Annotated in this window: 24 protein-coding genes; 13 read left to right on the top strand and 11 right to left on the bottom strand. The window is 63.3% G+C overall.

Annotated elements, in window-relative coordinates:
- Genes pheA through FLQ44_RS09140 form a run of 4 tightly spaced genes read left to right on the top strand, consistent with a single transcriptional unit; the run spans position 1 to position 3,194 of the window.
- On the top strand, positions 1-1,074 hold the full coding sequence (gene pheA / locus FLQ44_RS09155) for a prephenate dehydratase (protein ID WP_147694130.1): 1,074 nt from the start codon (positions 1-3) through the stop codon (positions 1,072-1,074).
- 40 nt (positions 1,075-1,114) lie between these two features.
- Positions 1,115-1,702: an LOG family protein gene (locus tag FLQ44_RS09150; protein ID WP_147694129.1), complete on the top strand. Its 588-nt coding sequence runs from the start codon at positions 1,115-1,117 to the stop codon at positions 1,700-1,702.
- A 12-nt stretch (positions 1,703-1,714) separates the two neighbouring features.
- Positions 1,715-2,731: a 3-deoxy-7-phosphoheptulonate synthase gene (gene aroF / locus FLQ44_RS09145; RefSeq protein WP_147694128.1), complete on the top strand. Its 1,017-nt coding sequence runs from the start codon at positions 1,715-1,717 to the stop codon at positions 2,729-2,731.
- 13 nt (positions 2,732-2,744) lie between these two features.
- Positions 2,745-3,194 carry an OsmC family protein gene (locus FLQ44_RS09140; protein ID WP_147694127.1) on the top strand — a complete coding sequence of 150 codons (450 nt, stop codon included), beginning with the start codon at positions 2,745-2,747 and terminating at the stop codon, positions 3,192-3,194.
- 72 nt (positions 3,195-3,266) lie between these two features.
- Here FLQ44_RS09140 and FLQ44_RS09135 read toward each other — a convergent pair whose 3' ends face one another.
- From FLQ44_RS09135 to dapF, 3 genes are all read right to left on the bottom strand, one after another.
- Positions 3,267-3,830, bottom strand: coding sequence for a hypothetical protein (locus FLQ44_RS09135; RefSeq protein WP_147694126.1), 564 nt, complete (start codon positions 3,828-3,830; stop codon positions 3,267-3,269).
- Positions 3,827-4,459, bottom strand: coding sequence for a DUF484 family protein (locus tag FLQ44_RS09130; RefSeq protein ID WP_147694125.1), 633 nt, complete (start codon positions 4,457-4,459; stop codon positions 3,827-3,829). The genes FLQ44_RS09135 and FLQ44_RS09130 overlap by 4 nt, the downstream gene beginning before the upstream one ends.
- Before the next feature lie 94 nt (positions 4,460-4,553).
- Complete coding sequence (dapF, locus tag FLQ44_RS09125; protein ID WP_147694124.1) at positions 4,554-5,384, bottom strand: diaminopimelate epimerase; 831 nt, start codon at positions 5,382-5,384, stop codon at positions 4,554-4,556.
- Positions 5,385-5,501: 117 nt separating this feature from the next.
- On the opposite strand from dapF, the gene FLQ44_RS09120 reads away from it, so the two are divergent.
- The 8 genes from FLQ44_RS09120 (at position 5,502) to FLQ44_RS09085 (ending at position 10,682) form a co-directional block, all read left to right on the top strand.
- Positions 5,502-6,083 carry a TetR/AcrR family transcriptional regulator gene (locus FLQ44_RS09120; RefSeq protein ID WP_147694123.1) on the top strand — a complete coding sequence of 194 codons (582 nt, stop codon included), beginning with the start codon at positions 5,502-5,504 and terminating at the stop codon, positions 6,081-6,083.
- An 81-nt stretch (positions 6,084-6,164) separates the two neighbouring features.
- Positions 6,165-6,668 carry a DUF4442 domain-containing protein gene (locus tag FLQ44_RS09115; protein ID WP_147694122.1) on the top strand — a complete coding sequence of 168 codons (504 nt, stop codon included), beginning with the start codon at positions 6,165-6,167 and terminating at the stop codon, positions 6,666-6,668.
- Between the two features lie 2 nt (positions 6,669-6,670).
- Positions 6,671-7,483, top strand: coding sequence for a crotonase/enoyl-CoA hydratase family protein (locus tag FLQ44_RS09110; protein WP_147694121.1), 813 nt, complete (start codon positions 6,671-6,673; stop codon positions 7,481-7,483).
- Positions 7,484-7,614: 131 nt separating this feature from the next.
- Positions 7,615-8,001, top strand: a complete 387-nt coding sequence (crcB, locus tag FLQ44_RS09105) for a fluoride efflux transporter CrcB (RefSeq protein ID WP_147694120.1) — start codon at positions 7,615-7,617, stop codon at positions 7,999-8,001.
- A gap of 17 nt (positions 8,002-8,018) precedes the next feature.
- Positions 8,019-8,513 carry a molybdopterin-guanine dinucleotide biosynthesis protein B gene (gene mobB, locus FLQ44_RS09100; protein ID WP_206208774.1) on the top strand — a complete coding sequence of 165 codons (495 nt, stop codon included), beginning with the start codon at positions 8,019-8,021 and terminating at the stop codon, positions 8,511-8,513.
- The gene (locus FLQ44_RS09095; protein ID WP_147694118.1) at positions 8,510-8,761 is read left to right on the top strand and encodes a MoaD/ThiS family protein; all 252 of its coding nucleotides are present in this window, start codon (positions 8,510-8,512) and stop codon (positions 8,759-8,761) included. Before mobB ends, FLQ44_RS09095 begins: the two co-directional genes overlap by 4 nt.
- 1 nt (position 8,762) lies before the next feature.
- Positions 8,763-9,221, top strand: a complete 459-nt coding sequence (locus FLQ44_RS09090; RefSeq protein ID WP_147694117.1) for a molybdenum cofactor biosynthesis protein MoaE — start codon at positions 8,763-8,765, stop codon at positions 9,219-9,221.
- A gap of 42 nt (positions 9,222-9,263) precedes the next feature.
- A complete protein-coding gene (locus tag FLQ44_RS09085) occupies positions 9,264-10,682 on the top strand; it encodes a GGDEF domain-containing protein (protein WP_147694116.1) in 1,419 nt (472 codons plus the stop codon).
- Here FLQ44_RS09085 and FLQ44_RS09080 read toward each other — a convergent pair.
- From FLQ44_RS09080 to FLQ44_RS09045, 8 genes are all read right to left on the bottom strand, one after another.
- A complete protein-coding gene (locus FLQ44_RS09080; RefSeq protein ID WP_147694115.1) occupies positions 10,661-11,392 on the bottom strand; it encodes an HAD family hydrolase in 732 nt (243 codons plus the stop codon). The genes FLQ44_RS09085 and FLQ44_RS09080 overlap by 22 nt on opposite strands.
- Positions 11,389-11,622 (bottom strand): tautomerase family protein, encoded by a 234-nt coding sequence (locus FLQ44_RS09075; RefSeq protein WP_147694114.1) that lies wholly within the window; start codon positions 11,620-11,622, stop codon positions 11,389-11,391. The genes FLQ44_RS09080 and FLQ44_RS09075 overlap by 4 nt, the downstream gene beginning before the upstream one ends.
- A 12-nt stretch (positions 11,623-11,634) precedes the next feature.
- On the bottom strand, positions 11,635-12,480 hold the full coding sequence (locus tag FLQ44_RS09070; RefSeq protein ID WP_147694113.1) for a hypothetical protein: 846 nt from the start codon (positions 12,478-12,480) through the stop codon (positions 11,635-11,637).
- Entirely contained in the window at positions 12,477-13,250 is a 774-nt protein-coding gene (locus FLQ44_RS09065; protein ID WP_147694112.1) for an AfsA-related hotdog domain-containing protein, read from the bottom strand. Before FLQ44_RS09065 ends, FLQ44_RS09070 begins: the two co-directional genes overlap by 4 nt.
- A gap of 87 nt (positions 13,251-13,337) precedes the next feature.
- Positions 13,338-14,534 (bottom strand): MFS transporter, encoded by a 1,197-nt coding sequence (locus FLQ44_RS09060; RefSeq protein ID WP_147694111.1) that lies wholly within the window; start codon positions 14,532-14,534, stop codon positions 13,338-13,340.
- 9 nt (positions 14,535-14,543) lie between these two features.
- Complete coding sequence (locus FLQ44_RS09055; protein ID WP_147694110.1) at positions 14,544-15,344, bottom strand: SDR family oxidoreductase; 801 nt, start codon at positions 15,342-15,344, stop codon at positions 14,544-14,546.
- Complete coding sequence (locus tag FLQ44_RS09050) at positions 15,341-15,976, bottom strand: hypothetical protein (RefSeq protein WP_147694109.1); 636 nt, start codon at positions 15,974-15,976, stop codon at positions 15,341-15,343. Before FLQ44_RS09050 ends, FLQ44_RS09055 begins: the two co-directional genes overlap by 4 nt.
- A 38-nt stretch (positions 15,977-16,014) precedes the next feature.
- Positions 16,015-16,818, bottom strand: coding sequence for a carboxymuconolactone decarboxylase family protein (locus FLQ44_RS09045; protein WP_147694108.1), 804 nt, complete (start codon positions 16,816-16,818; stop codon positions 16,015-16,017).
- Positions 16,819-16,973: 155 nt separating this feature from the next.
- Here FLQ44_RS09045 and FLQ44_RS09040 point away from each other — a divergent pair, with 155 nt between their 5' ends.
- Positions 16,974-17,888 carry a LysR family transcriptional regulator gene (locus FLQ44_RS09040; RefSeq protein ID WP_147694107.1) on the top strand — a complete coding sequence of 305 codons (915 nt, stop codon included), beginning with the start codon at positions 16,974-16,976 and terminating at the stop codon, positions 17,886-17,888.
- Positions 17,889-18,057: the final 169 nt, after the last annotated feature.

Below are 18,057 nucleotides of genomic sequence, written 5' to 3'. Positions count from 1 at the left end.
GTGTCTGAAGACCTCCTCAAGCTCCATCGTGACGCTATCGACCAGATCGACGTCGACATCCTGCATCTTCTTAACCAGCGTGCGCAGCACGCGCGCGACATCGGCGAAATCAAGGGCGGCGGCATTATCTACCGCCCCGAGCGCGAAGCGCAGGTGCTGCGCCGCATCAAGGCGCTGAACCCCGGCCCGCTGCCGGGCGAGTCCGTGGCGCGCCTGTTTCGCGAAATCATGTCCGAATGCCTGGCGCTGGAAAAGCCGCTGTCCATTGCCTACCTGGGGCCGGAAGGCAGCTTTACCCAGCTGGCCACGCTCAAGCACTTTGGCCATGCCGCCCGCACCGTGGCCTGCAGCTCGATCGACGAAGCCTTCCGCCTGGTAGAGTCGCGCCAGCTGGACTACGTGGTGGCACCGGTAGAAAACTCCACCGAAGGCGCCGTGGGCCGCACGCTGGACCTGATGGTGAGCACACCGCTGAAGATTTGCGGCGAAGTAGTACTGCGCATCCACCACCACCTGCTGCGCAATGCCCCCGCAATGGATGGTATCCGCCGGGTGTACGCCCACGCCCAGGCGCTGGCACAGTGCCACGAGTGGCTGAACAAAAACCTGCCGGCCCATGTAGAGCGCATTTCGGTAGCCAGTAATGCCGAAGCCGCCAGGTTGGCCGCAGAGGACGCCGACTGCGCCGCTATCGCCGGCCAGGCCGCGGCCGAGCGCTACAGCCTGGCCAAGCTGGCCGAGAACATCGAAGACGAGCCTAATAACACCACGCGTTTTCTGGTGCTGGGCCATCAGGAAGTGGGGCAGACCGCACAGGACAAAACCTCCATTATTGTCTCGGCGCCAAACCGCCCGGGCGCGGTGCACTCGCTGCTGGAGCCACTGGCGGCCAACGGCGTATCCATGACCAAGTTCGAGTCGCGCCCGTCGCGCGCGGGGCTGTGGGACTACGTGTTCTTTATCGATATGGAAGGCCACCACAGCAACGACAATATCGCGCAGGCACTGAAAGGCCTGGGCGAGCGCACGTCTTTTGTCAAAGTGCTGGGCGCCTACCCGCAAGCCGTACTGTAATGACTGGGCTGCCGGCAGGCAGCCCGATAGAAAGCATCTCATGAGCATCCAGTCTGTTTGTCTGTTCTGCGGTTCCAATAGCGGCACCCGCCCGGCTTATACCCATGCCGCGCAAGAGCTGGGCCGTACCCTGGCCGCCCGTGCCATTACCCTGGTTTACGGCGGTGGCAATATCGGCCTGATGGGCGAAGCCGCCGACGCGGCGCTGGCCGCTGGTGGCCGTGTGGTGGGCGTGATTCCGGGCTTTTTGAAAGAAAAAGAAGTCGCGCACCACGGCCTGTCCGAGCTGCATGTCACGCAAACCATGCACGAGCGCAAGGCGCTGATGGAAGACCTGTCCGGCGGCTTCATTGCGCTGCCGGGTGGCTTTGGCACCTACGACGAGCTGTTCGAAATGCTGACCTGGGCGCAGCTGTCGGTGCACTGCAAGCCCATCGGCCTGCTGAATATCGAGGGTTTCTTCGACCCGCTGCTGGCTATGGTGAAGCACGCGGTGGCCGAAGGCTTTGTGCGCGAAAGCCATCTGGCGCTGTTTGTGGTGGCCGATACGCTGCCCGAGCTGCTGGACGCCATGAATCAGCATCGCGGCGCACCGGATGGCAAGTGGCTGTCGCATGACCACATCTAGCCGGAGCGCGGCATGATTATCGTAATGCACGGCCGGGCCAACCCCGCCCATATCGATGCGGTGGTGGCCAAGATTCGCGCTGCCGGTTTGGCCGAACACCTGTCGCGTGGCACCGAGCGCACCATTATCGGTGCCGTGGGTGACGAGCGCGTGCTGTCTGCCGACATGTTTGAAACCATGCCCGGCGTGGAGCGTGCCATCCGCGTGCTGAAGGACTACCGCATCGTCTCGCGCGAGGTAAAGCCGGACAACAGCGTGGTGTCGGTACGCGGCGTGCAGCTGGGCGGCAGCGCCATCCAGCTGATAGCCGGGCCGAGCGCCATAGAAAGCGCAGAGCAGATGCAGGCGCTGGCTGCCCGCCTGCGCCACAGCGGTGTGGGCCTGCTGCGTGGCGGTGCCTACAAGCCGCGCACCAGCCCGTATGCTTTTCAGGGCGTAGGCGAGGCGGGGTTGGGGTATTTGCAGCAGGCGGCGCGCAGCCAGGCCATGCCCATGGTGAGCGAGCTGCTGGATGTGCGCCAGCTGGATACCTTTCTGGAATACGACGTAGACGTGATCCAGATCGGCCCGCGCAATATGCAAAACGCCGAGCTGCTGAAAGAGGTTGGCCGCATCAACAAACCGGTGCTGCTGCACCGTGGTGTGGCGTCTACCCTGAGCGAGTGGCTGATGGCTGCCGAGTACATCGCGGTGGGCGGCAACCACAATATCGTCTTTTGCGAGCGCGGTATCCGCAGCTTTGATACCGCCAGCCGCCATGCGCTGGATATCAGCGCCATCCCGCTGTTGAAGCGCGAAACCCACCTGCCGGTGCTGGTGGACCCCAGCCATGCCGGCGGGCGCGCTAGCCTGGTGGCGCCGCTGGCCTGCGCTGCCATTGCCGCGGGTGCTGATGGTCTATTGCTGGAAGTGCACAACGACCCGCAACAAGCCTGGTGCGATGCCGAACAAGCCATCACGCCTGATGCGCTGGATGAACTGCTGGCGACGCTACGGCCACTGGCGGCCGTAGTGGGGCGCACGCTGTAAGCAAGGAGAGCACATGTCCGCCAATGCCCGTGTCACGCTGACACAGCTGGAAAACTACCGCTTCGACAACCATTTTGATGGCGGCCATACCCTGGTGACAGACGAGCCGGCCCCGCTGGGTAGCGATACCGGCCCCTCGCCATCGCAGCTGCTGGTGGGCGCGGTGGCCAATTGCCTGAGTGCCAGCCTGCTGTTTGCTGCCCGCAAGTACCGCATCAACCTGGAACCGCTCAGCTGCGAGGCCAGTGCCGAGGTTGGCCGCAATGCGCAAAACCGCCTGCGCGTGCTGGGTATGACGGTAACGTTACGCTGCGGTACGCCGGCAGCTGGCCAGGCGCAGCTGGCACGCCTGCTGGATACCTTTGAAGACTTCTGCACGGTAACGCAAAGTGTGGCCGCTGCGATTCCGGTAAGCCTGACCGTACTGGACGCCGATGGCAGTGTGTTGAAAGCCCCGGCCTGACCCCGCTTGCGATGTGTGCAAAGCCATGAAAAAACCCGCCAAAAGCGGGTTTTTTCATGGCGGCTAGCGGTATCAGAAATGCCGCAGCATCAGCGGTACGCTTAGCTCTGCCATCCAGCCCAGTAGCAGTGGTGCTGCCAGCGTGGAGGCGACGACGGCTAGCCAGGAAAAGCCGTGTTGGCCGCGGCACAGTTTCAGGCACAGGCGGTAGATCAGGTAGGCGCCAGTGGCGACCAGGGGTGGCAGCATGGTGTAGGCCTGCGCCGGGCGGCCGGACAGTAGCGGCGTAAGCAGCAGTACGCCAGCATGCATGCACAGCTGGGATAGCACATAGATGCTCAATATCGGCGGTATGCCTTCCAGCCGCAGCCCGCTGCGGCCAACCTTCAGCGTAGCCAGTGCCAGCAGCAGCGCCCCCACGCCAGCCCAGGCATAAGGGTAGAGAAAAGGCAGCCAGACCGGCACCATGGGCAAGGTAGGCAGGGCCAGGCGGCACAGTAGGCCCAGCACCAGGTAGGCCAGGGCAAAGCTCAACACCGCTGGCAGGCTGTCGCTGGCGATAAGCCGCCACAGCGCGTGCAGGGTGTACAGCACCAGGGGTAACAGCAGCAGTGCGCTGGACAGGGTGGGGCTCATGCTTTCAGGGCGCGCAGCATGGCCAGCGAGATCAGCTCGCCCATTTGCGCCAGGTAGTGGGTTTGCATGTCAAAGGTAAAGCGCTGGGCGTCGTCGCTGGCAATGACTACCATGCCGAACGGCTCGGTGCCTTCGCGCAAGGCCAGCTGGGCAAACGACTGCAGCACCGGCACGGCGGGGAACCAGCTGATGATTTCGTCGTTGGCGTACGGGCCGCAATAGGGCGCGGACAGGTTGCCTGCCAGCAGGCGTACGTCCTGGCGGGCGTTGTACAGCCCGGTGTCGGCGGCGGCGTCGTGCCACAGCCGTACGGCTACGCGGTTTAGACCAAAATGCTCGGCAAATACGTGCAGGATGGCGCTGTGCACCTCGTCCACGCTGCCGGCTTTCATCAGGGCCAGGCTCAGCTTGTGCGTGCGTGCCAGGGTCTGGTCGTTTTGCTCGCCGTGGCGTACCAGCTGCGTCATGCGTGCTTCCAGCTGGCGGTTGCGGTCTTTCAGGTCCAGCAGTTGGCGGTCGGCAAACGAGACCACGCGGTCTTGTACCGGTTTTAATCCATAGCGCAGGGCGTGGCTGGACAGAAAGTCCGGGTTGGCATCCAGATAGGCCAGTACGTCATCAGCTTCCACTACAGCACTCCTTTGCAAAACAGTGTTGGGGGTGACGGCACGCTACACGCCAGGTGCGGCGGCAGTATTGATCTGCCGCAGCGCCCTGGCCGGGTCAGACTTCGATTTCGCCGGTGAATACCGTCACGGCCGGGCCGGTCATGCGTACCGGGTGGCCGTCGCCCAGCCATTCGATCTGCAGCTTGCCGCCGCGGGTGTGCACGGTCACCTTGCTGTCCAGCAAGCCACGGCGGATGCCCGCTACCACGGCAGCGCAGGCGCCGGTGCCGCAGGCCTGGGTTTCGCCCGCGCCACGCTCGTACACGCGCAGGCGGATTTCACTACGGCCAACAATCTGCATGAAGCCGGCGTTGACGCGCTCGGGGAAGCGGGTGTGGTGTTCGATGAGTGGGCCTTGCGTGGCGACCGGTGCGGTATCTACATGGCTGACTACCTGCACGGCGTGCGGGTTCCCCATGGATACCACGGTAATGTCGATAGACTCGTTACCCACTTGCAGCGGGTGGGTGATGGCATCGCCCTCGGCCACAAAAGGGATTTGCAACGGTGCAAAGCGCGGTGCGCCCATGTCTACCGTAATGAGGCCGCCTTCGCCCAGCTCGGGCACGATCACGCCACGGGCGGTTTCTACGCGGATGGCGCGCTTGTTGGACAAGCGCTGTTCGGTGACAAATTTCACAAAGCAGCGTGCGCCGTTACCGCACTGTTCTACCTCGCTACCGTCGTTGTTGAAGATGCGGTAGCGGAAATCGTTTTCTTGCGACTGCGGGGCTTCTACCAGCAGCAGCTGGTCAAAGCCGATACCCAGATGGCGGTCTCCCAGCTGGCGCAGGCGGTCTGCCGTCAGGGTGACGGTTTGTCTTACGCCATCAATGACCACAAAGTCATTGCCCAGGCCGTGCATTTTGCTGAACTTGAGTTTCATTGAATATACCGCGTGTAATCAGGCAATTTGGCCACCATCATAACGTATTCGGCATGCCTGTCCATGGCTGGTGGTGGCCAGATTGACACCTTACTGACCAGTAAGTAGAGTCGCGGCATGAAGCCTGAAACCGATGCCCGTACCGATACGCGCAAGAAAATCCTGGACCTGGCCGAGGTGCTGATGCTCTCGCGCGGGTTCAATGCCTTTAGCTATCAACACATTAGCGGTGAGCTGGGGGTGCGTAATGCCGCCATCCACTACCATTTCCCCAAGAAAACCGACCTGGGTGTGGCACTGATCGAGCGTTACCGTCGCCGTTTTGCCCGCTATGTCGAGGCGCAAGCCGAGCTGTCGCCGCCGGTACAGCTGGACCGCTACTTTTCCCTGGCGGATACCTATTACAACAAACAGCAGATCTGCCCCAGCGGCATCTTGTCGGCTGAGCTGCACACGCTGCCGCCGGAAATGCGCCAGAGTACTGCCAGTTTTGTAGAAGAAATGCGCACCTGGGCGGTGGATATCGTGCGCCGTGGCCAGGTAGCGGGGGCCATGCACTACGTGGGCACGCCAGAAGGCATGGGCACCATTGTGTTTGCCGCCATGCAGGGCAGCCTGCAGCTGGCGCGGCTGGATAGTACCGCGCTGGACGAGGTAAAGCAGCAAATCCGCCTGCTGCTGGGCATGGCGCAGGCGTAATCAAGGAGGCGGGCTGGCCATGGCCCTCGCCCCGTTTATAAGGCTGCCCAAGCAGCCATCGACAACACGAGAAGGGCAATCATGACAACAGCAAAAAACAGTATGTGCCGTATGGTGGACAAAACCGCCAGCCTGCCGGCCGGGATGCGTTCCTGGGTCATCACCCGCATGTTTGGCAAGTTTGTACCGTTTCTGGGTACCGCCGGCCTGGTGTTCGAGGAAGTTGGCCGCGAGCGCATGGTGGTCAGCGTAAAAAACCGCAAGAAGGTACAAAACCACATTAAAGGCCTGCACGCCGCCGCTATGGCCCTGCTGGCCGAAACCGCGTCGGGCTTTGTGGTGGGCATGAACGTGCCGGACGACAAGCTGATGCTGCTCAAATCCATGAAGGTCAGCTACTACAAGCGCGCCCAGGGCGATATGCGCGCCGTGGCCACGCTGAACACCGACCAGGTGCAGCGCATGTTTGTGGAAGACAAAGGCGACGTGTTGGTAGATGTGGTGGTAACCGACGAATCGGGCGAATCGCCCATCGTGTGCGAAATGGTATGGGCCTGGGTGCCCAAGAAGCGCAAGGAGGCCTGAGCATGAGCTACACCACCTTGCAGCTGACTTGCCACGGTGCCGTGGCGCATGTGGCGCTAAACCGCCCGGACAAAGCCAACTCGCTGAACGAAGCCATGTGGCAAGAGCTGCAGCAGGCCATGGAATGGTGTGATGCCGAGCCCGGCGTGCGCGCCGTGGTGCTGTCGGGCAACGGCAAGCATTTCTGCGCCGGTATCGACCTGTCCATGCTGATGAATATGCAAAGCGCCATCGAAGACGCCTGCGAGGCGCGCAAGCGTGACAAGCTGCGCCGCATCATCCTAGGGCTGCAGGCCAATGTCAGCAGCCTGGAGCTGTGCCGCAAGCCGGTGATTGCCGCCATTCATGGCGCCTGTGTCGGCGGGGCGCTGGATATCGTGTTGGCCGCCGACATTCGCCTGGCTGCCGAGAACGCCGTGTTCAGCGTGCGCGAGGTGGATGTAGGCATGGTGGCCGACGTAGGCACGCTGCAGCGCCTGGGCCGCGTGGTAGGCGAGGGCAATGCCCGCGAGATGGCGCTGACCGCGCGCGACGTGAAAGCCGCCGAAGCCGCCAGCCTGCACCTGGTGAACCGCGTGCTACCCGATGCGGCTGCCGTGCTGGCCGCTGCCATGGACATGGCCACCGCCATTGCCGCCAAATCGCCGCTGGCGGTACAGGGCACCAAAGAAGTGCTGAACTACAGCCGCGACCACAGCGTAGCCGATGGCCTGAACCACGTGGCCAACTGGAACGCGGCCATGCTGATGTCGGAAGACATCCAGCTGGCGGTGATGGCGGCGGTAACCGGCCAGCCCGCGGTATATCGCGACTAAGCGCATAGTGGTATGTTGGCCGCATCAAATCAAAGCCCTGTTGCTATGCAGCAGGGCTTTTTGCTGCTGGCTTGGCGGCGCAGGCCATGCTGGGCTAAAGTGGCAGCCTGATTCATTGCCGGGGTGTGCGTGTGCTGGCCATTTTGTCTATCAGTGTGGGTGCGGCGCTGGGTGCGGTGCTGCGCTGGCTGCTGTCTGTGTCGCTGAACGCGCTGTTTCCCGCGCTGCCGCCCGGTACGTTGGCCGCCAACCTGATCGGTGCCTACCTGATTGGCGTGGCGCTGGCCATCTTTGCGGCCAACCCGCAGCTGGCGCCAGCATGGCGGCTGTTTGTGGTGACCGGTTTTCTGGGTGGGCTCACCACGTTTTCCACCTTTTCGGCCGAGTCGGTAACGCTGCTGCAGCAGGGGCGCTGGGCCTGGGCGCTGGCGCATATCGGCAGCCATCTGGCTGGCTCTTTATTGATGACAGGGCTGGGCCTGGCCAGCGTGCAGCTGCTGCGCCAGCTGTGGCGCTAGGGGCGTGAAGGATGAGCATGCAAACAATACTGGGGGTGGCCGGCTGGTCTGGCAGTGGCAAGACCACCTTGCTGGAGCAGCTGTTGCCGCGCTGGTGTCAGGCCGGCCTGCAGGTGTCGGTGATCAAGCATAGCCACCACCGCCTGGATTTTGATACGCCGGGCAAGGATAGCTACCGGCACCGGGCTGCCGGTGCTGCGCAGGTGATGCTGCTGGGCGAGCAGGGCCTGGCCGTGTATGAAAACCTGGCCACGCCGCCCGATCTGGCGGCGCAGCTGGCCAGGCTGCAGCCGGTAGACCTGGTGGTGCTGGAAGGCCAGAAGTGGCTGCCCATCCCGAAAATAGAGGTATACCGTGCCGCGCTGGGCAAACCGCTGCTACAGCCGGACGACACGAACATCATGGCGGTAGCCAGCGATACGGCGCTCGACTTGCCCGTACCCTGCCTGCCGCTGAACCATACTGATGCCATCGCCGATTTTGTCTTGTGCTGGCTGAAGGAGAACAAGTGAACATACGCGTACTGTATTTTGGCCGCCTCAAAGACACCGCCGGGTGTAGTGAAGAACAGCTGCCGTGGTCGGGCGGCAGTACAGCTGCCTTGCTGGCCCAGCTGCGTGCCCGTGGCGATAGCTGGGCGCAGGCCCTGGCCGAGGGCCAGGTGTTTCGCCTGGTGGTCAACCAGCAGGTGGTGCGTGGCGAGGCCGACATCCCGCCAGGGGCCGAGGTGGGGATTCTGCCGCCGGTCACGGGGGGCTAGCATGTATTGCCATATCAGCATCCAGACCAAGGCTTTTGACCTGGCCGCCGAAGAAACCGCCTTGCGCCAGCACGCCGGCGACGCCGGGGCACTGGTGGCTTTTCAGGGCATGGTGCGTGCGCACGATGCCGCCATACCGTTGGCCGCACTGTTTCTGGAGCACTACCCCGGCGTGACCGAGGCCGAGATCCAGCGTATCGCCGAGGATGCCGCGCAGCGTTGGCCGCTCTCGGCGGTGCGGGTGATCCACCGCGTAGGCAGCCTGTCACCGGGCGAGCAGATCGTGCTGGTGCTGGTGGCATCCGGCCACCGTAAAGCCGCTTTTGCGGCGGCCGAGTACCTGATGGACTACCTGAAAACCGAAGCACCGTTCTGGAAGCGCGAAGACTTTGTCGATGGCAGCTGCCGCTGGGTAGACGCCAAAGCCAGCGATGACGCCGCCGCCGCCCGCTGGGGCTAAGCCAGACCCGCCGCCATCAGTAGCCTGCGTATAGGACTGAGCATGAGTGCAGCACAGAAAAACCTGGACCGTCTGCAGTGGCTGTTTATCTGCACGCTGTTGCTGTTTGTGGTGTTTACTGCCACTTTTGCCCTGTATGTGTTTACCGAGTGGCGGCTCGATCAGGCCAACGAGCGGCGGTATCAGTCCTATCTGCTGGCCGATGAGCTGCGCCAGTCGTCCGACGACCTTACGCGCATGGTGCGCAGCTATGTGGCCACCGGCAACCCGAAATACCGCCAGTACTTTCATGAAATCATTGCCATCCGCGATGGCACCGCCGCCCGCCCGCTGCATTACAACCGCATTTACTGGGACCTGGTCTACCCGCGTAATGACAGGCCCAAGCCTGCAGGCGAAAAAGCCAGCCTGATTTCACTGATGCAGGCAGCGCGCTTTTCCAGCCAGGAGTTTGCCCGCCTGGCGGATGCCAAGCGTCAGTCCGATAGCCTGATCCACCTGGAGTTGGCCGCGATGGACATGGTGGCACGTAGCGACAGCCTGCCTGAAAGTCAGGCCGCCCGGCAGCGCGCCCAGGCACTGCAAATGGTCTACGACGAGCGCTATATGCTGGCCAAGGCCCGCATCATGCGGCCTATCGACGAGTTTTATCAGCTCATCGAGCAGCGCACGCTGTTTGAAGTAGAGCAAGCCGCCATGCAGGCCAGGCTGGTGCGCTTTGTCTTTCTGCTGGTGACCGCCGGCTTGTGCCTGCTACTGCTGCGCATGCGCAGCTATAGCCGCGACGTGCTGGGTGGCAGCCTGCGCCAGCTATACAGCCATATCGTGCATATCGGTGACGCCGATCAGCAGCCCGCCCCGCCGGCCGAGGCCGATACCATACTGGGCTGGCTGGCGCGTACCGACACCCGCTTGCGCGAGCTGGCGCAGCAGCAAACGCAGGTGCAGCAGCAGCTGGCGCGCCAGGCACATACCGATGCCCTAACCGGCCTGGCCAACCGCCGCGCGCTGATCGCCAGCCTGCAAGCCTGGGTGCAGCAGCCACCACCGCAGCCCTGGGCCTTGGCGTACCTGGACCTAGACGGCTTCAAACCGGTCAACGACCACTACGGCCACGCCGCAGGCGATGTTTTGTTGCAGCGCGTTGCCCGCCAGCTACAGCAATGGCAACCCGCTGCGCAATGCGCCGCGCGTATGGGGGGCGACGAGTTCGTGCTATTGCTGGCCGGGCCGCAAGACTACGCCCAAGCCATGCAGCAGTTGGCCGCACAGCTGGGCCAGGTACAGCAGCTGGATGGCCATGCTGTCCAGGTGTCGGTCAGCATCGGCCTGGCTTGTTTTGCTGCCGGCCCGGCACCGGGGGCCGACGAGGTGCTGCGCCAGGCCGACATGGCCATGTATCAGGCCAAAGCCGCAGGCAAGCGCAGCGTGTATGTGTATCAGCCGGCCGCACTGCCCTGAGCCGCCTGGGGCAGGCCGCCATCACTTGCAGGCTGTGTCCGCAAGATATCCAAACCCTTCAGCCGTGCCAGATCCTCCAGCCGCGGGTTGCCACCCAGCAGTACGCCATGGCCGACAGCCGTGAGCATGGCAAAGTCGGAATAGTCGTCGCCAAACGCCCAGCAGGTTTGTGGATGGGTACCGTGTGCTTGTAAAAAGTCCTGCATGGCCGTGGCTTTGCCTGCGCCAATGGTTTGCGGTGCTGCGATGCGCCCGCTGTAGCGCTGGCCGCTTTCCAGCAGCGTGGTGCACAGGATGTGTCTTACACCCAAGGTGTCTGCAATGGGTGCCAGCACCGCGCGGAACGAGCCGGACACCAGAACCGGTGTGAGCCCGTCTTGCTGTAAACGCTGCAATTCTGCCTGTGTCTGCGTAATGAAAAAGCCCGGGCTATGGTGATGCTGCTCGAACCATGACTGCGCGCACTCGGCTACCTCGCTTACCGCACGGCCGGCAAAGAAGGTGTAGTAACGCCGGTTGATGGCCTCCCGGCTTTCGCCATTGCGCGCCAGCGTATCCAGAATGGCACAGATATCCTCGTACTCCTGCGGGGCGGCCCGGCCCTGAGCCGGTAGCCAGTGCTGGTACCAGTAGTCGTGAAAGCTGAACATGCTTTTGAGGTTGATCAGCGTGTTGTCGACATCAAAAAAGGCAAAGCGTGGCGCGTTCATGGCAGGCGTCCTGCGGCAGGTGGCTGGCGGCTGCGGGCGGCAAAGTCGGGCTCGCACCCCAGAATGCCGCCTTCTGCCCAGCGGCTGGTGGGGATTTCGCTGATGTAGACAGTGATGCGGTCCAGCGGTGCGCCGCTTATCTCGTGCAGCGTGCGGGTCAGGGCGGCTACCAGCTGTCGGCTTTTTTCATCGCCCAGGCCGGGCCAGGTGGTCAGGTGAAGAATGGGCATGGTGTGCTCCTGTCAGGGGTGGGTTTGCAGGGTTTGAAAACCAGGTTCGGCCAGCTTGAGCTGGGCGTGGATATCCCCACCCAGGCCAAACCAGCCTATCGCCCCGCCGCAGTTCATCTGGTAGCTCATCCACAGCACGATGACATTGATGACGCGGTTGGCACCCGGGCTGGCCGGGTCGGGAAAGGGGTGGGGCAGCGTAGCCCGGTAGTAGCCGCGGCCTTGCGCGTCGGCCATGAAAACATTGGGTACGCCCAGCGGGCCGGGGCGGGTGGGGGCGACCGGGTGCAGGTCGTGCTGGCGCAGGCTCATCACGGTGTACAGGCTGTCGGGTATCAGCCCTGTCATGGCGAGCTCGAAGGTGGCATGCCGGCGGTCGGCCGATAGTTGCACGTTCAGTTGCCCGCTGGCCGTCACCCACATGCCCAGCGTGATGGGGGTGCCGATGCGCCTGCCATCCTGTTCGCGCAGGTCGGGGATAGGGGTTTGGTGAAAGGCATAGCTGGGCCGTACCAGCTGGCTGGCCAGTGGCTGCTGCGCCGGGGCAAACAGCATGGGGTAGTTGCTGCACGGCAGCGGTAGCGGCAGGGTATGCAGTACCAGCTGCTGGTCGGCCGGGCTGAGGGTGGCGGGCAGCTCGCGCACGATGCGGTACGGCAGCTGTTGCCCGAACGCGGGCAGTGGGCTGTCTGCTGCCACGATGGCGCGTGACCACGTACTGGACAGGCCGCCATCGGGCGCCTGCCGGTTTACCCGGCCGATCACGATAAAGTTGCCCTCGGCGTCCATGACCTCGCTGGGTGGGTAGCTGGGCCCCTGGGTGGTGAGCTGCAGCGGGTAGCTGGCGGATTGTGTCATGCCACCCCCTCTGCCTTCGCCGTGCTGGTAGCCGGCTGCCAATGAGCTTGCAGCGCGAGTGTGGCTTGCTGCTGTTCTTTGGCTTCGATCTGCTCGGCCAGAAATGCGGTGAATTGCACGCCAAGCTGGGTCACGGATTTGCCGCCTTGCAGCACGGTGATCAGCGTGTCAAAGCGCATGCGGTCGCGGTTATCCACGTTCATGCTGACGATCTGGTAGCGCAGCGTGGCATCCAGCGGGAAAACAAAACCCTGGAAGCGGATAGCCATGCTGTTGATCACAAAGTAATACCGCTGCGGTTCATCCGGCCCGATGAAGTACTCCTCGGTCACCGCCAGAAAAGTCTGGCGGGCAGCCTCGATCAGTACCATGCCCTGTATGTGCTGGCCGGTGGCATGGTCACCCATGAGTTCGCTGCGATCGTCCACCATCAGTGCCACTTCGAACAGCGTGTCGTTCAGGCGTAAAGGGTGCGAGATGATGGCGTTTTGCAGCTGGTGCTTGTGGGTGTGCAGCCGGCTGGCGCGTGCCGGGCGCTGGTATAGCCCGCTCAGGTCCAGACCAGCTGCCAGCGCAGCAGGCTGCAAGGTGCGCAGTATCTGCTGGATATCCGCTTCGCGCAGCCCCTGGCCGGCTAGCAGGCGCGTGTCCTTGGGCAGGCTGGCAAGCTGCTGATCCCGCACCAGCTGCTGTAGCTGGGCCAGCGTGATCACATTGTCGTGCTGGCAGAAATCCTTGAACTTGTTCCCTACGATAAACATGGTTTGCATGGCTGCTCCCGGTGTGTGTGTAAAGAGTGGGTATGCCCATCAGAACCGCTGTATGTCGAGCTTGGGCTGGCAGGCGGGTTGGCCGCATTAGCGGCCAGGGTGCGGACCTGCGCTGTCGCGCAGCAACACCAAGGCGGCGAGCCCCGTGCAGCCCAGGGCGACGCCACTGATCCCGGCCCAGCCCGCCAGTCGCCATGCCGGCTCCAGCAAGGTGCTGGACAAGCTGCCGGCCCCCAGGCAAATCAGCAGATACAGTGACGATGCCGTACCGCGCCGGCTGGCCCCGGCGCGCCCGGCGATTTGTACAAAAATGGCGGGCTGGCAGGAAAACACACCTAAAAACAGCAGGAATAGCCCGCTGCTGACATGCAGGTTTGCGCTTGCCCGCCACAGCAGGCCGATAGCCAGCGCAACCATTGCCAGCCCGGCCAGGGCAACCTGCCGTGGCCCGTAGCGGTTGGCCAGGCGGCCGGACAGCGGGGCGCCCAGCACGGCGATCAGGCCTACCAGGCTGACCTTGCCGATATCGGTGCTGTCATAGTGAAAGGGCGGCTGCTGCAGGCGGTAAGTCAGAAACGTCACCATGCCCAGATAGGCAAAAAACAGCAGAAACCCCGTGATGAACAAGCTGCGCAGGCCGGGTTCGGCCAACATGGCTAGCGACTGGTAATAGGTATGGCGCTGCGGTGCTTGCGCCTGGCTGCCCCGGTGGGGCTCCGGTGGCAGGCCGTAGGTGGCCAGTGCCATCAGTAGCAGGGCCGCCGCTGCTATCAGGTACGCGTGCTGCCAGCCTGTCACCCCGGCCAGCAGGCCCATGCCGGCCCGGCCCAGGGTAATACCCACCACGGAAGCGGCAATGATCAGGCCAAAATAACTGCCTAGCTGCTGCGGCGGCGCTAGCCGGGGCAGCAGGGCAAACATGGCTGCAGGTACCATGGCAGCACACGCCCCGGCAGCCCCGACGGCCAGCAAATAGGCACTGAAGTGCGACAGCATGCCAGCCGCGCCCAGGCAGAGGGCGCCCAGCACCAGCCCCCGGCGAGCCATGGCAGCGGCGGGCAGGTAGTCTGACCATGGCCCCAGAATGAAAAAGGCCAGTGCATAGGCCAGGCTGGCTACGCTAAAACCCAGGCGGGCATCGCTTGCCGGCAAGGAGAAGCTAGCCGCAATGTCGGCAAAAACGGGCTGGCTCAGGTACACCGATGCCACGGCCAGGCAGGTGGCGGCACAGGCTAGCAACAGGGTCATGGCCAGCGAGCTGGCCGGCGGGGTGGTGTGGTTCATGGTCACTTTCTAGATAGCGGCGCTGGCGCCGCCATCGACAGTGATGGCCGCACCGTTGATGTACTGCCCGCCCGCCGATGCCAGGAATACCACCAGCGCGGCCACATCGTCGGGTGCGGCCAACCTGCCCAGGGGAATCTTGTCGCGTACTTGCTGGCTCACGGCATCGGCGGTGGTGTGCAGCCGGCTGGCCAGTGCCTGGCTGATATCTGCCCACAGCGGCGTGTCGGTAGCGCCCGGGTTGATGACATTGACGCAGATGCCGTGCCGCCCCAGGTCGTGCGCGCTGGCTTTGCCAAAGGCCGCCAGGCCGGCATTTACGGTGCTGTTGATGGGAAACAGCGGGTCCGGCTCGCGGCCGAATACCCCGTTGATGATCACGATACGGCCACTTTTGCGCGCCACCATGCCTGCTGCCACCGCACGGGTCAGGCGTATGGTGCCGAGCAGCTTGCCCTGTATGGTGGCTTGCCACATGGCTTCTGTGGCCTCCAGCAAGGGCGCTACCGGGCCGTCACCGGCTGCGTGCACCAGCATGTCGGGCGTGCCCAGTGCCTGCCCCTGCGCGGCGATTGCCTGGCTCACCGAGCTTGCATCGCGGATATCGATTTGCTGTATGGACAGCAAGTCACCAATGCCCCATTGCCGGGCCAGCTGTTCGCGCGCTTGCCTTAGCCGGTCCAGGTCGCGCCCCAGCATCACCACCTGCGCCCCGGCTTGTGCCAGCTGGGCGCAGATGGCCTGGCCCATGCCGCCGCTGGCGCCGCTTACCATGGCAACACGGTTTTGTAACGGTCGGGTGGCGTTCATGGCTGCGGCTCCGGCTGGCTGATGTCCTGGTAAAGCTTGGTGTACAAGCCACGCTCACCGCCGGTAATAAAGCGGTTGCCGGCCTGGCGCACGATGTCCTGGTAAGCCGGGCTGCCAAATACCGCGCTATAGGCGGCAAGGCTGCCCGAGAAACCGGATACAAACATCACGCCGGGCTCGCTGCTGATCAGCGAGTGATAGGCCAGAAAGGTTTCTACTTCGCTGGCCTCGCGCACTACCTGAAAAATGGTTTGCTCGCGCCACGCCAGGTACGCCTCGTGTACGGGTGGGCGTACCTCGACATGGCGCAGCTGGATATAGCGGGTACGGGGCAGCGGGGTGGCGCAGTCTTTGGGTGCCTCGACAAAGCGCAGCACCTGCCGGCACATGTCGCCCTGTAAATAAGGGCGCGTTGCCTGCAAGCAGTGTGCCCACCAGCTATCCAGCAGGGCCAGATTGGCCATGTCGGGCAAGGCCATCAGCTCCAGTACGCTGCTGCCGTCCAGTGCGGTATACAGCTGACGGGCCGCTACCCAGTCGGGTGCGATGGTGCCCGCCCAGGCCCGGGCTGCCGTTAGCGCCTGGCCGGGTAGTGTGGGTGCTTCGCTGACGAGTAAGAGTTGGGTAGACATAAGGTGCTCCGTTTAGGGGGTGGAAGCTGTTAGCACGCTCAGGCCGCATGGGCCTGGCGTGCCTGCAGTACGTCTTGTGCGGCCAACATGCCGTTGATGGCAGCCGGAAAGCCGGCGTACACCGCGGTGTGGATAAGGGTTTCGGTAAGCTGCTCCTGCGTGCCGCCTACGTTCAACAGGCCGTGGATATGCACTTTCAGCTGGGCCGTGGCGGTGCCCATGGCGGCCAGGGCCGCCACGGTGACGATTTCGCGTGACAGCAAGTCCAGCCCGGGGCGGGTGTAGATATCGCCAAAGGCAAACGCCACCACAAAGTGCGCCAGGTCTGGCGCAATGGCTTTCAGGCTGTCTACCACGCGAAAGCCGGCTTCACCGTCGATATGGCTTAACGCGGCCCAGCCTGCGTCGTAGCGCGCGGTGTCGGTTGCCATGACAGGGTTGGCCGGCGGGCTGGGTTCCGGCGGGCTAAGCTGCAGCGCCTCGAACGCCGCCTGCGCGGTGAAGACCCCGTTTAGCGCAGCCGGAAAGCCGGCGTACACCGCCATGTGTATCAGCGCCTCGATTACCTCGCTTGCGCTGCAGCCCATGCGTATGGCGCCCATGATGTGGAATTTCAGCTGCGGCTGGGCATTGCCCAGAGCCGCCAGCACGCCGATGGTGGCCAGCTGCCGGTGGCGGGGTGTCAGGCCCGGGCGGGTGTAGACATCGCCGTAGGCAAAGGCAATGGTGAGTCGGGCCAGGTCCGGTGCCATGGCCGCCATGGCCTGGATAATGCCGGGCTGTGTGGTGCCTTCTACCAGGCAAAGCTGGGCCAAGCCTTGCTCGTAACGTGTGTCGCTCATGCCATGTCCTTTGGTTTTTAAGCAAAACAGATTAAACGGTATGACATAAGTTAGACTGCGCTGAACGGGTATGACTAATACCTTTTGCTTGATACCTTTTGTGGATGGCGCACTGGACTGCATAAGGTTTAATACGGTGATAACGAGGTATATGGATGAGCCGATTATTCAAACCCAGACAGCTACAGTGCTTTGTCGCGGTGGCCGAGCTACTGAACTTTCGCCAGGCGGCAGAGCGGCTGTGCATGACACAGCCACCACTGAGCCGGCAGATTCAGCAGCTGGAGGCCGTGCTGGGGCGGCAGCTGTTCGAGCGGGACACGCGGGGCGTGCGCATGACCGAGGCGGGCGTGCATTTTCTGGCAGATGCACGGGCGCTGCTGCAGCAGGCCGAAAGCGTGCTGCAGCATGCGCGGCAGCAAGATTCGGGTGCGGTGTTGCGCATCGGCATGACCACGGTGGTAGACAGCGGTATCTTCCCAGACTGGTCTGCCATGCTGGCAGCGCCCTGCCCAGGGGTACGGCTGGCCATTTCGCGCCAGCTTTCCATACAGCTCATACGCCAGCTACGCCGTGGCGAGCTGGATGTGGCGCTGATCGGCCTGCCTTCGCTGACGAACGAACTGGTGGTAGAAAAACTGTTTGACGACCCGCTGATGCTGGCCCTGCCTGCCAGCCACCCGCTGGCCAGAAAGCGCCAGGTCAGGCTGGCCGACTTGCAGGGGGAGGCGCTGTTCTGGTTTGGCCGGGCGCTGAACCCGGCTTATTACGACTTTTGCCAGCCCGCTTTTCAGGCGCTGCCCCGGCCGCCGCGCTTTGTGCCGGAGCCGCCCGAGCACCATATCTTGCTGGCGCAGGTTGCCGCAGGGCAGGGCGGGGCCCTGATACCGCGCTCCTTGCGCCAGATCCGGCGTAGCGGCGTGGTGTACCGGCGCTTTGCCGAAGGCGAGCTGCTGTCTATCGGTGTGGGGGTGGCCTGGCGGCAGCAGAGTGACAGCCCGCTGGTGCAGGCATTTGTGCAATGCGTGCGCCAGTATTTTGCTGACGGGCGCGCCGCTACGGCACCATGAAACGGCTGCTTGTTGCACCAAGGTTGGCCGCATGACGGCGGTGTGGTGTAGTTTTCTTACGCGAAGCTTACATTAAATATCAGCCTTCTGGCCGGGCTGGCTGCCGGGTGATGTCTGCCGTGCCTGGTTAAGTTTTTGTTTGTATTGATGTTTGCCGGTAGCCCAGGCG

It is taken from the genome of Vogesella mureinivorans, from assembly GCF_007644035.1.
In the GTDB taxonomy this organism is placed as follows: Bacteria; Pseudomonadota; Gammaproteobacteria; order Burkholderiales; family Chromobacteriaceae; genus Vogesella; species Vogesella mureinivorans.
The sequence above is the reverse complement of the archived record's forward strand: the minus strand, read 5'-3'. Positions and strand labels throughout refer to the sequence as shown.

Excerpts from the sequence above, each read along its gene's own strand:
- aroF (WP_147694128.1), top strand. The coding sequence starts at position 1,715 with ATGATTATCGTAATGCACGGCCGGGCCAACCCCGCCCATATCGATGCG.
- FLQ44_RS09090 (WP_147694117.1), top strand. The coding sequence starts at position 8,763 with ATGTATTGCCATATCAGCATCCAGACCAAGGCTTTTGACCTGGCCGCC.
- FLQ44_RS09115 (WP_147694122.1), top strand. The coding sequence starts at position 6,165 with ATGACAACAGCAAAAAACAGTATGTGCCGTATGGTGGACAAAACCGCC.
- dapF (WP_147694124.1), bottom strand. The coding sequence starts at position 5,384 with ATGAAACTCAAGTTCAGCAAAATGCACGGCCTGGGCAATGACTTTGTG.
- FLQ44_RS09060 (WP_147694111.1), bottom strand. The coding sequence starts at position 14,534 with ATGAACCACACCACCCCGCCGGCCAGCTCGCTGGCCATGACCCTGTTG.
- FLQ44_RS09120 (WP_147694123.1), top strand. The coding sequence starts at position 5,502 with ATGAAGCCTGAAACCGATGCCCGTACCGATACGCGCAAGAAAATCCTG.
- FLQ44_RS09070 (WP_147694113.1), bottom strand. The coding sequence starts at position 12,480 with ATGACACAATCCGCCAGCTACCCGCTGCAGCTCACCACCCAGGGGCCC.
- FLQ44_RS09140 (WP_147694127.1), top strand. The coding sequence starts at position 2,745 with ATGTCCGCCAATGCCCGTGTCACGCTGACACAGCTGGAAAACTACCGC.
- FLQ44_RS09150 (WP_147694129.1), top strand. The coding sequence starts at position 1,115 with ATGAGCATCCAGTCTGTTTGTCTGTTCTGCGGTTCCAATAGCGGCACC.
- FLQ44_RS09110 (WP_147694121.1), top strand. The coding sequence starts at position 6,671 with ATGAGCTACACCACCTTGCAGCTGACTTGCCACGGTGCCGTGGCGCAT.
- FLQ44_RS09065 (WP_147694112.1), bottom strand. The coding sequence starts at position 13,250 with ATGCAAACCATGTTTATCGTAGGGAACAAGTTCAAGGATTTCTGCCAG.
- FLQ44_RS09075 (WP_147694114.1), bottom strand. The coding sequence starts at position 11,622 with ATGCCCATTCTTCACCTGACCACCTGGCCCGGCCTGGGCGATGAAAAA.
- FLQ44_RS09045 (WP_147694108.1), bottom strand. The coding sequence starts at position 16,818 with ATGAGCGACACACGTTACGAGCAAGGCTTGGCCCAGCTTTGCCTGGTA.
- FLQ44_RS09040 (WP_147694107.1), top strand. The coding sequence starts at position 16,974 with ATGAGCCGATTATTCAAACCCAGACAGCTACAGTGCTTTGTCGCGGTG.
- FLQ44_RS09080 (WP_147694115.1), bottom strand. The coding sequence starts at position 11,392 with ATGAACGCGCCACGCTTTGCCTTTTTTGATGTCGACAACACGCTGATC.
- mobB (WP_206208774.1), top strand. The coding sequence starts at position 8,019 with ATGCAAACAATACTGGGGGTGGCCGGCTGGTCTGGCAGTGGCAAGACC.
- FLQ44_RS09135 (WP_147694126.1), bottom strand. The coding sequence starts at position 3,830 with ATGAGCCCCACCCTGTCCAGCGCACTGCTGCTGTTACCCCTGGTGCTG.
- FLQ44_RS09055 (WP_147694110.1), bottom strand. The coding sequence starts at position 15,344 with ATGAACGCCACCCGACCGTTACAAAACCGTGTTGCCATGGTAAGCGGC.
- FLQ44_RS09085 (WP_147694116.1), top strand. The coding sequence starts at position 9,264 with ATGAGTGCAGCACAGAAAAACCTGGACCGTCTGCAGTGGCTGTTTATC.
- FLQ44_RS09050 (WP_147694109.1), bottom strand. The coding sequence starts at position 15,976 with ATGTCTACCCAACTCTTACTCGTCAGCGAAGCACCCACACTACCCGGC.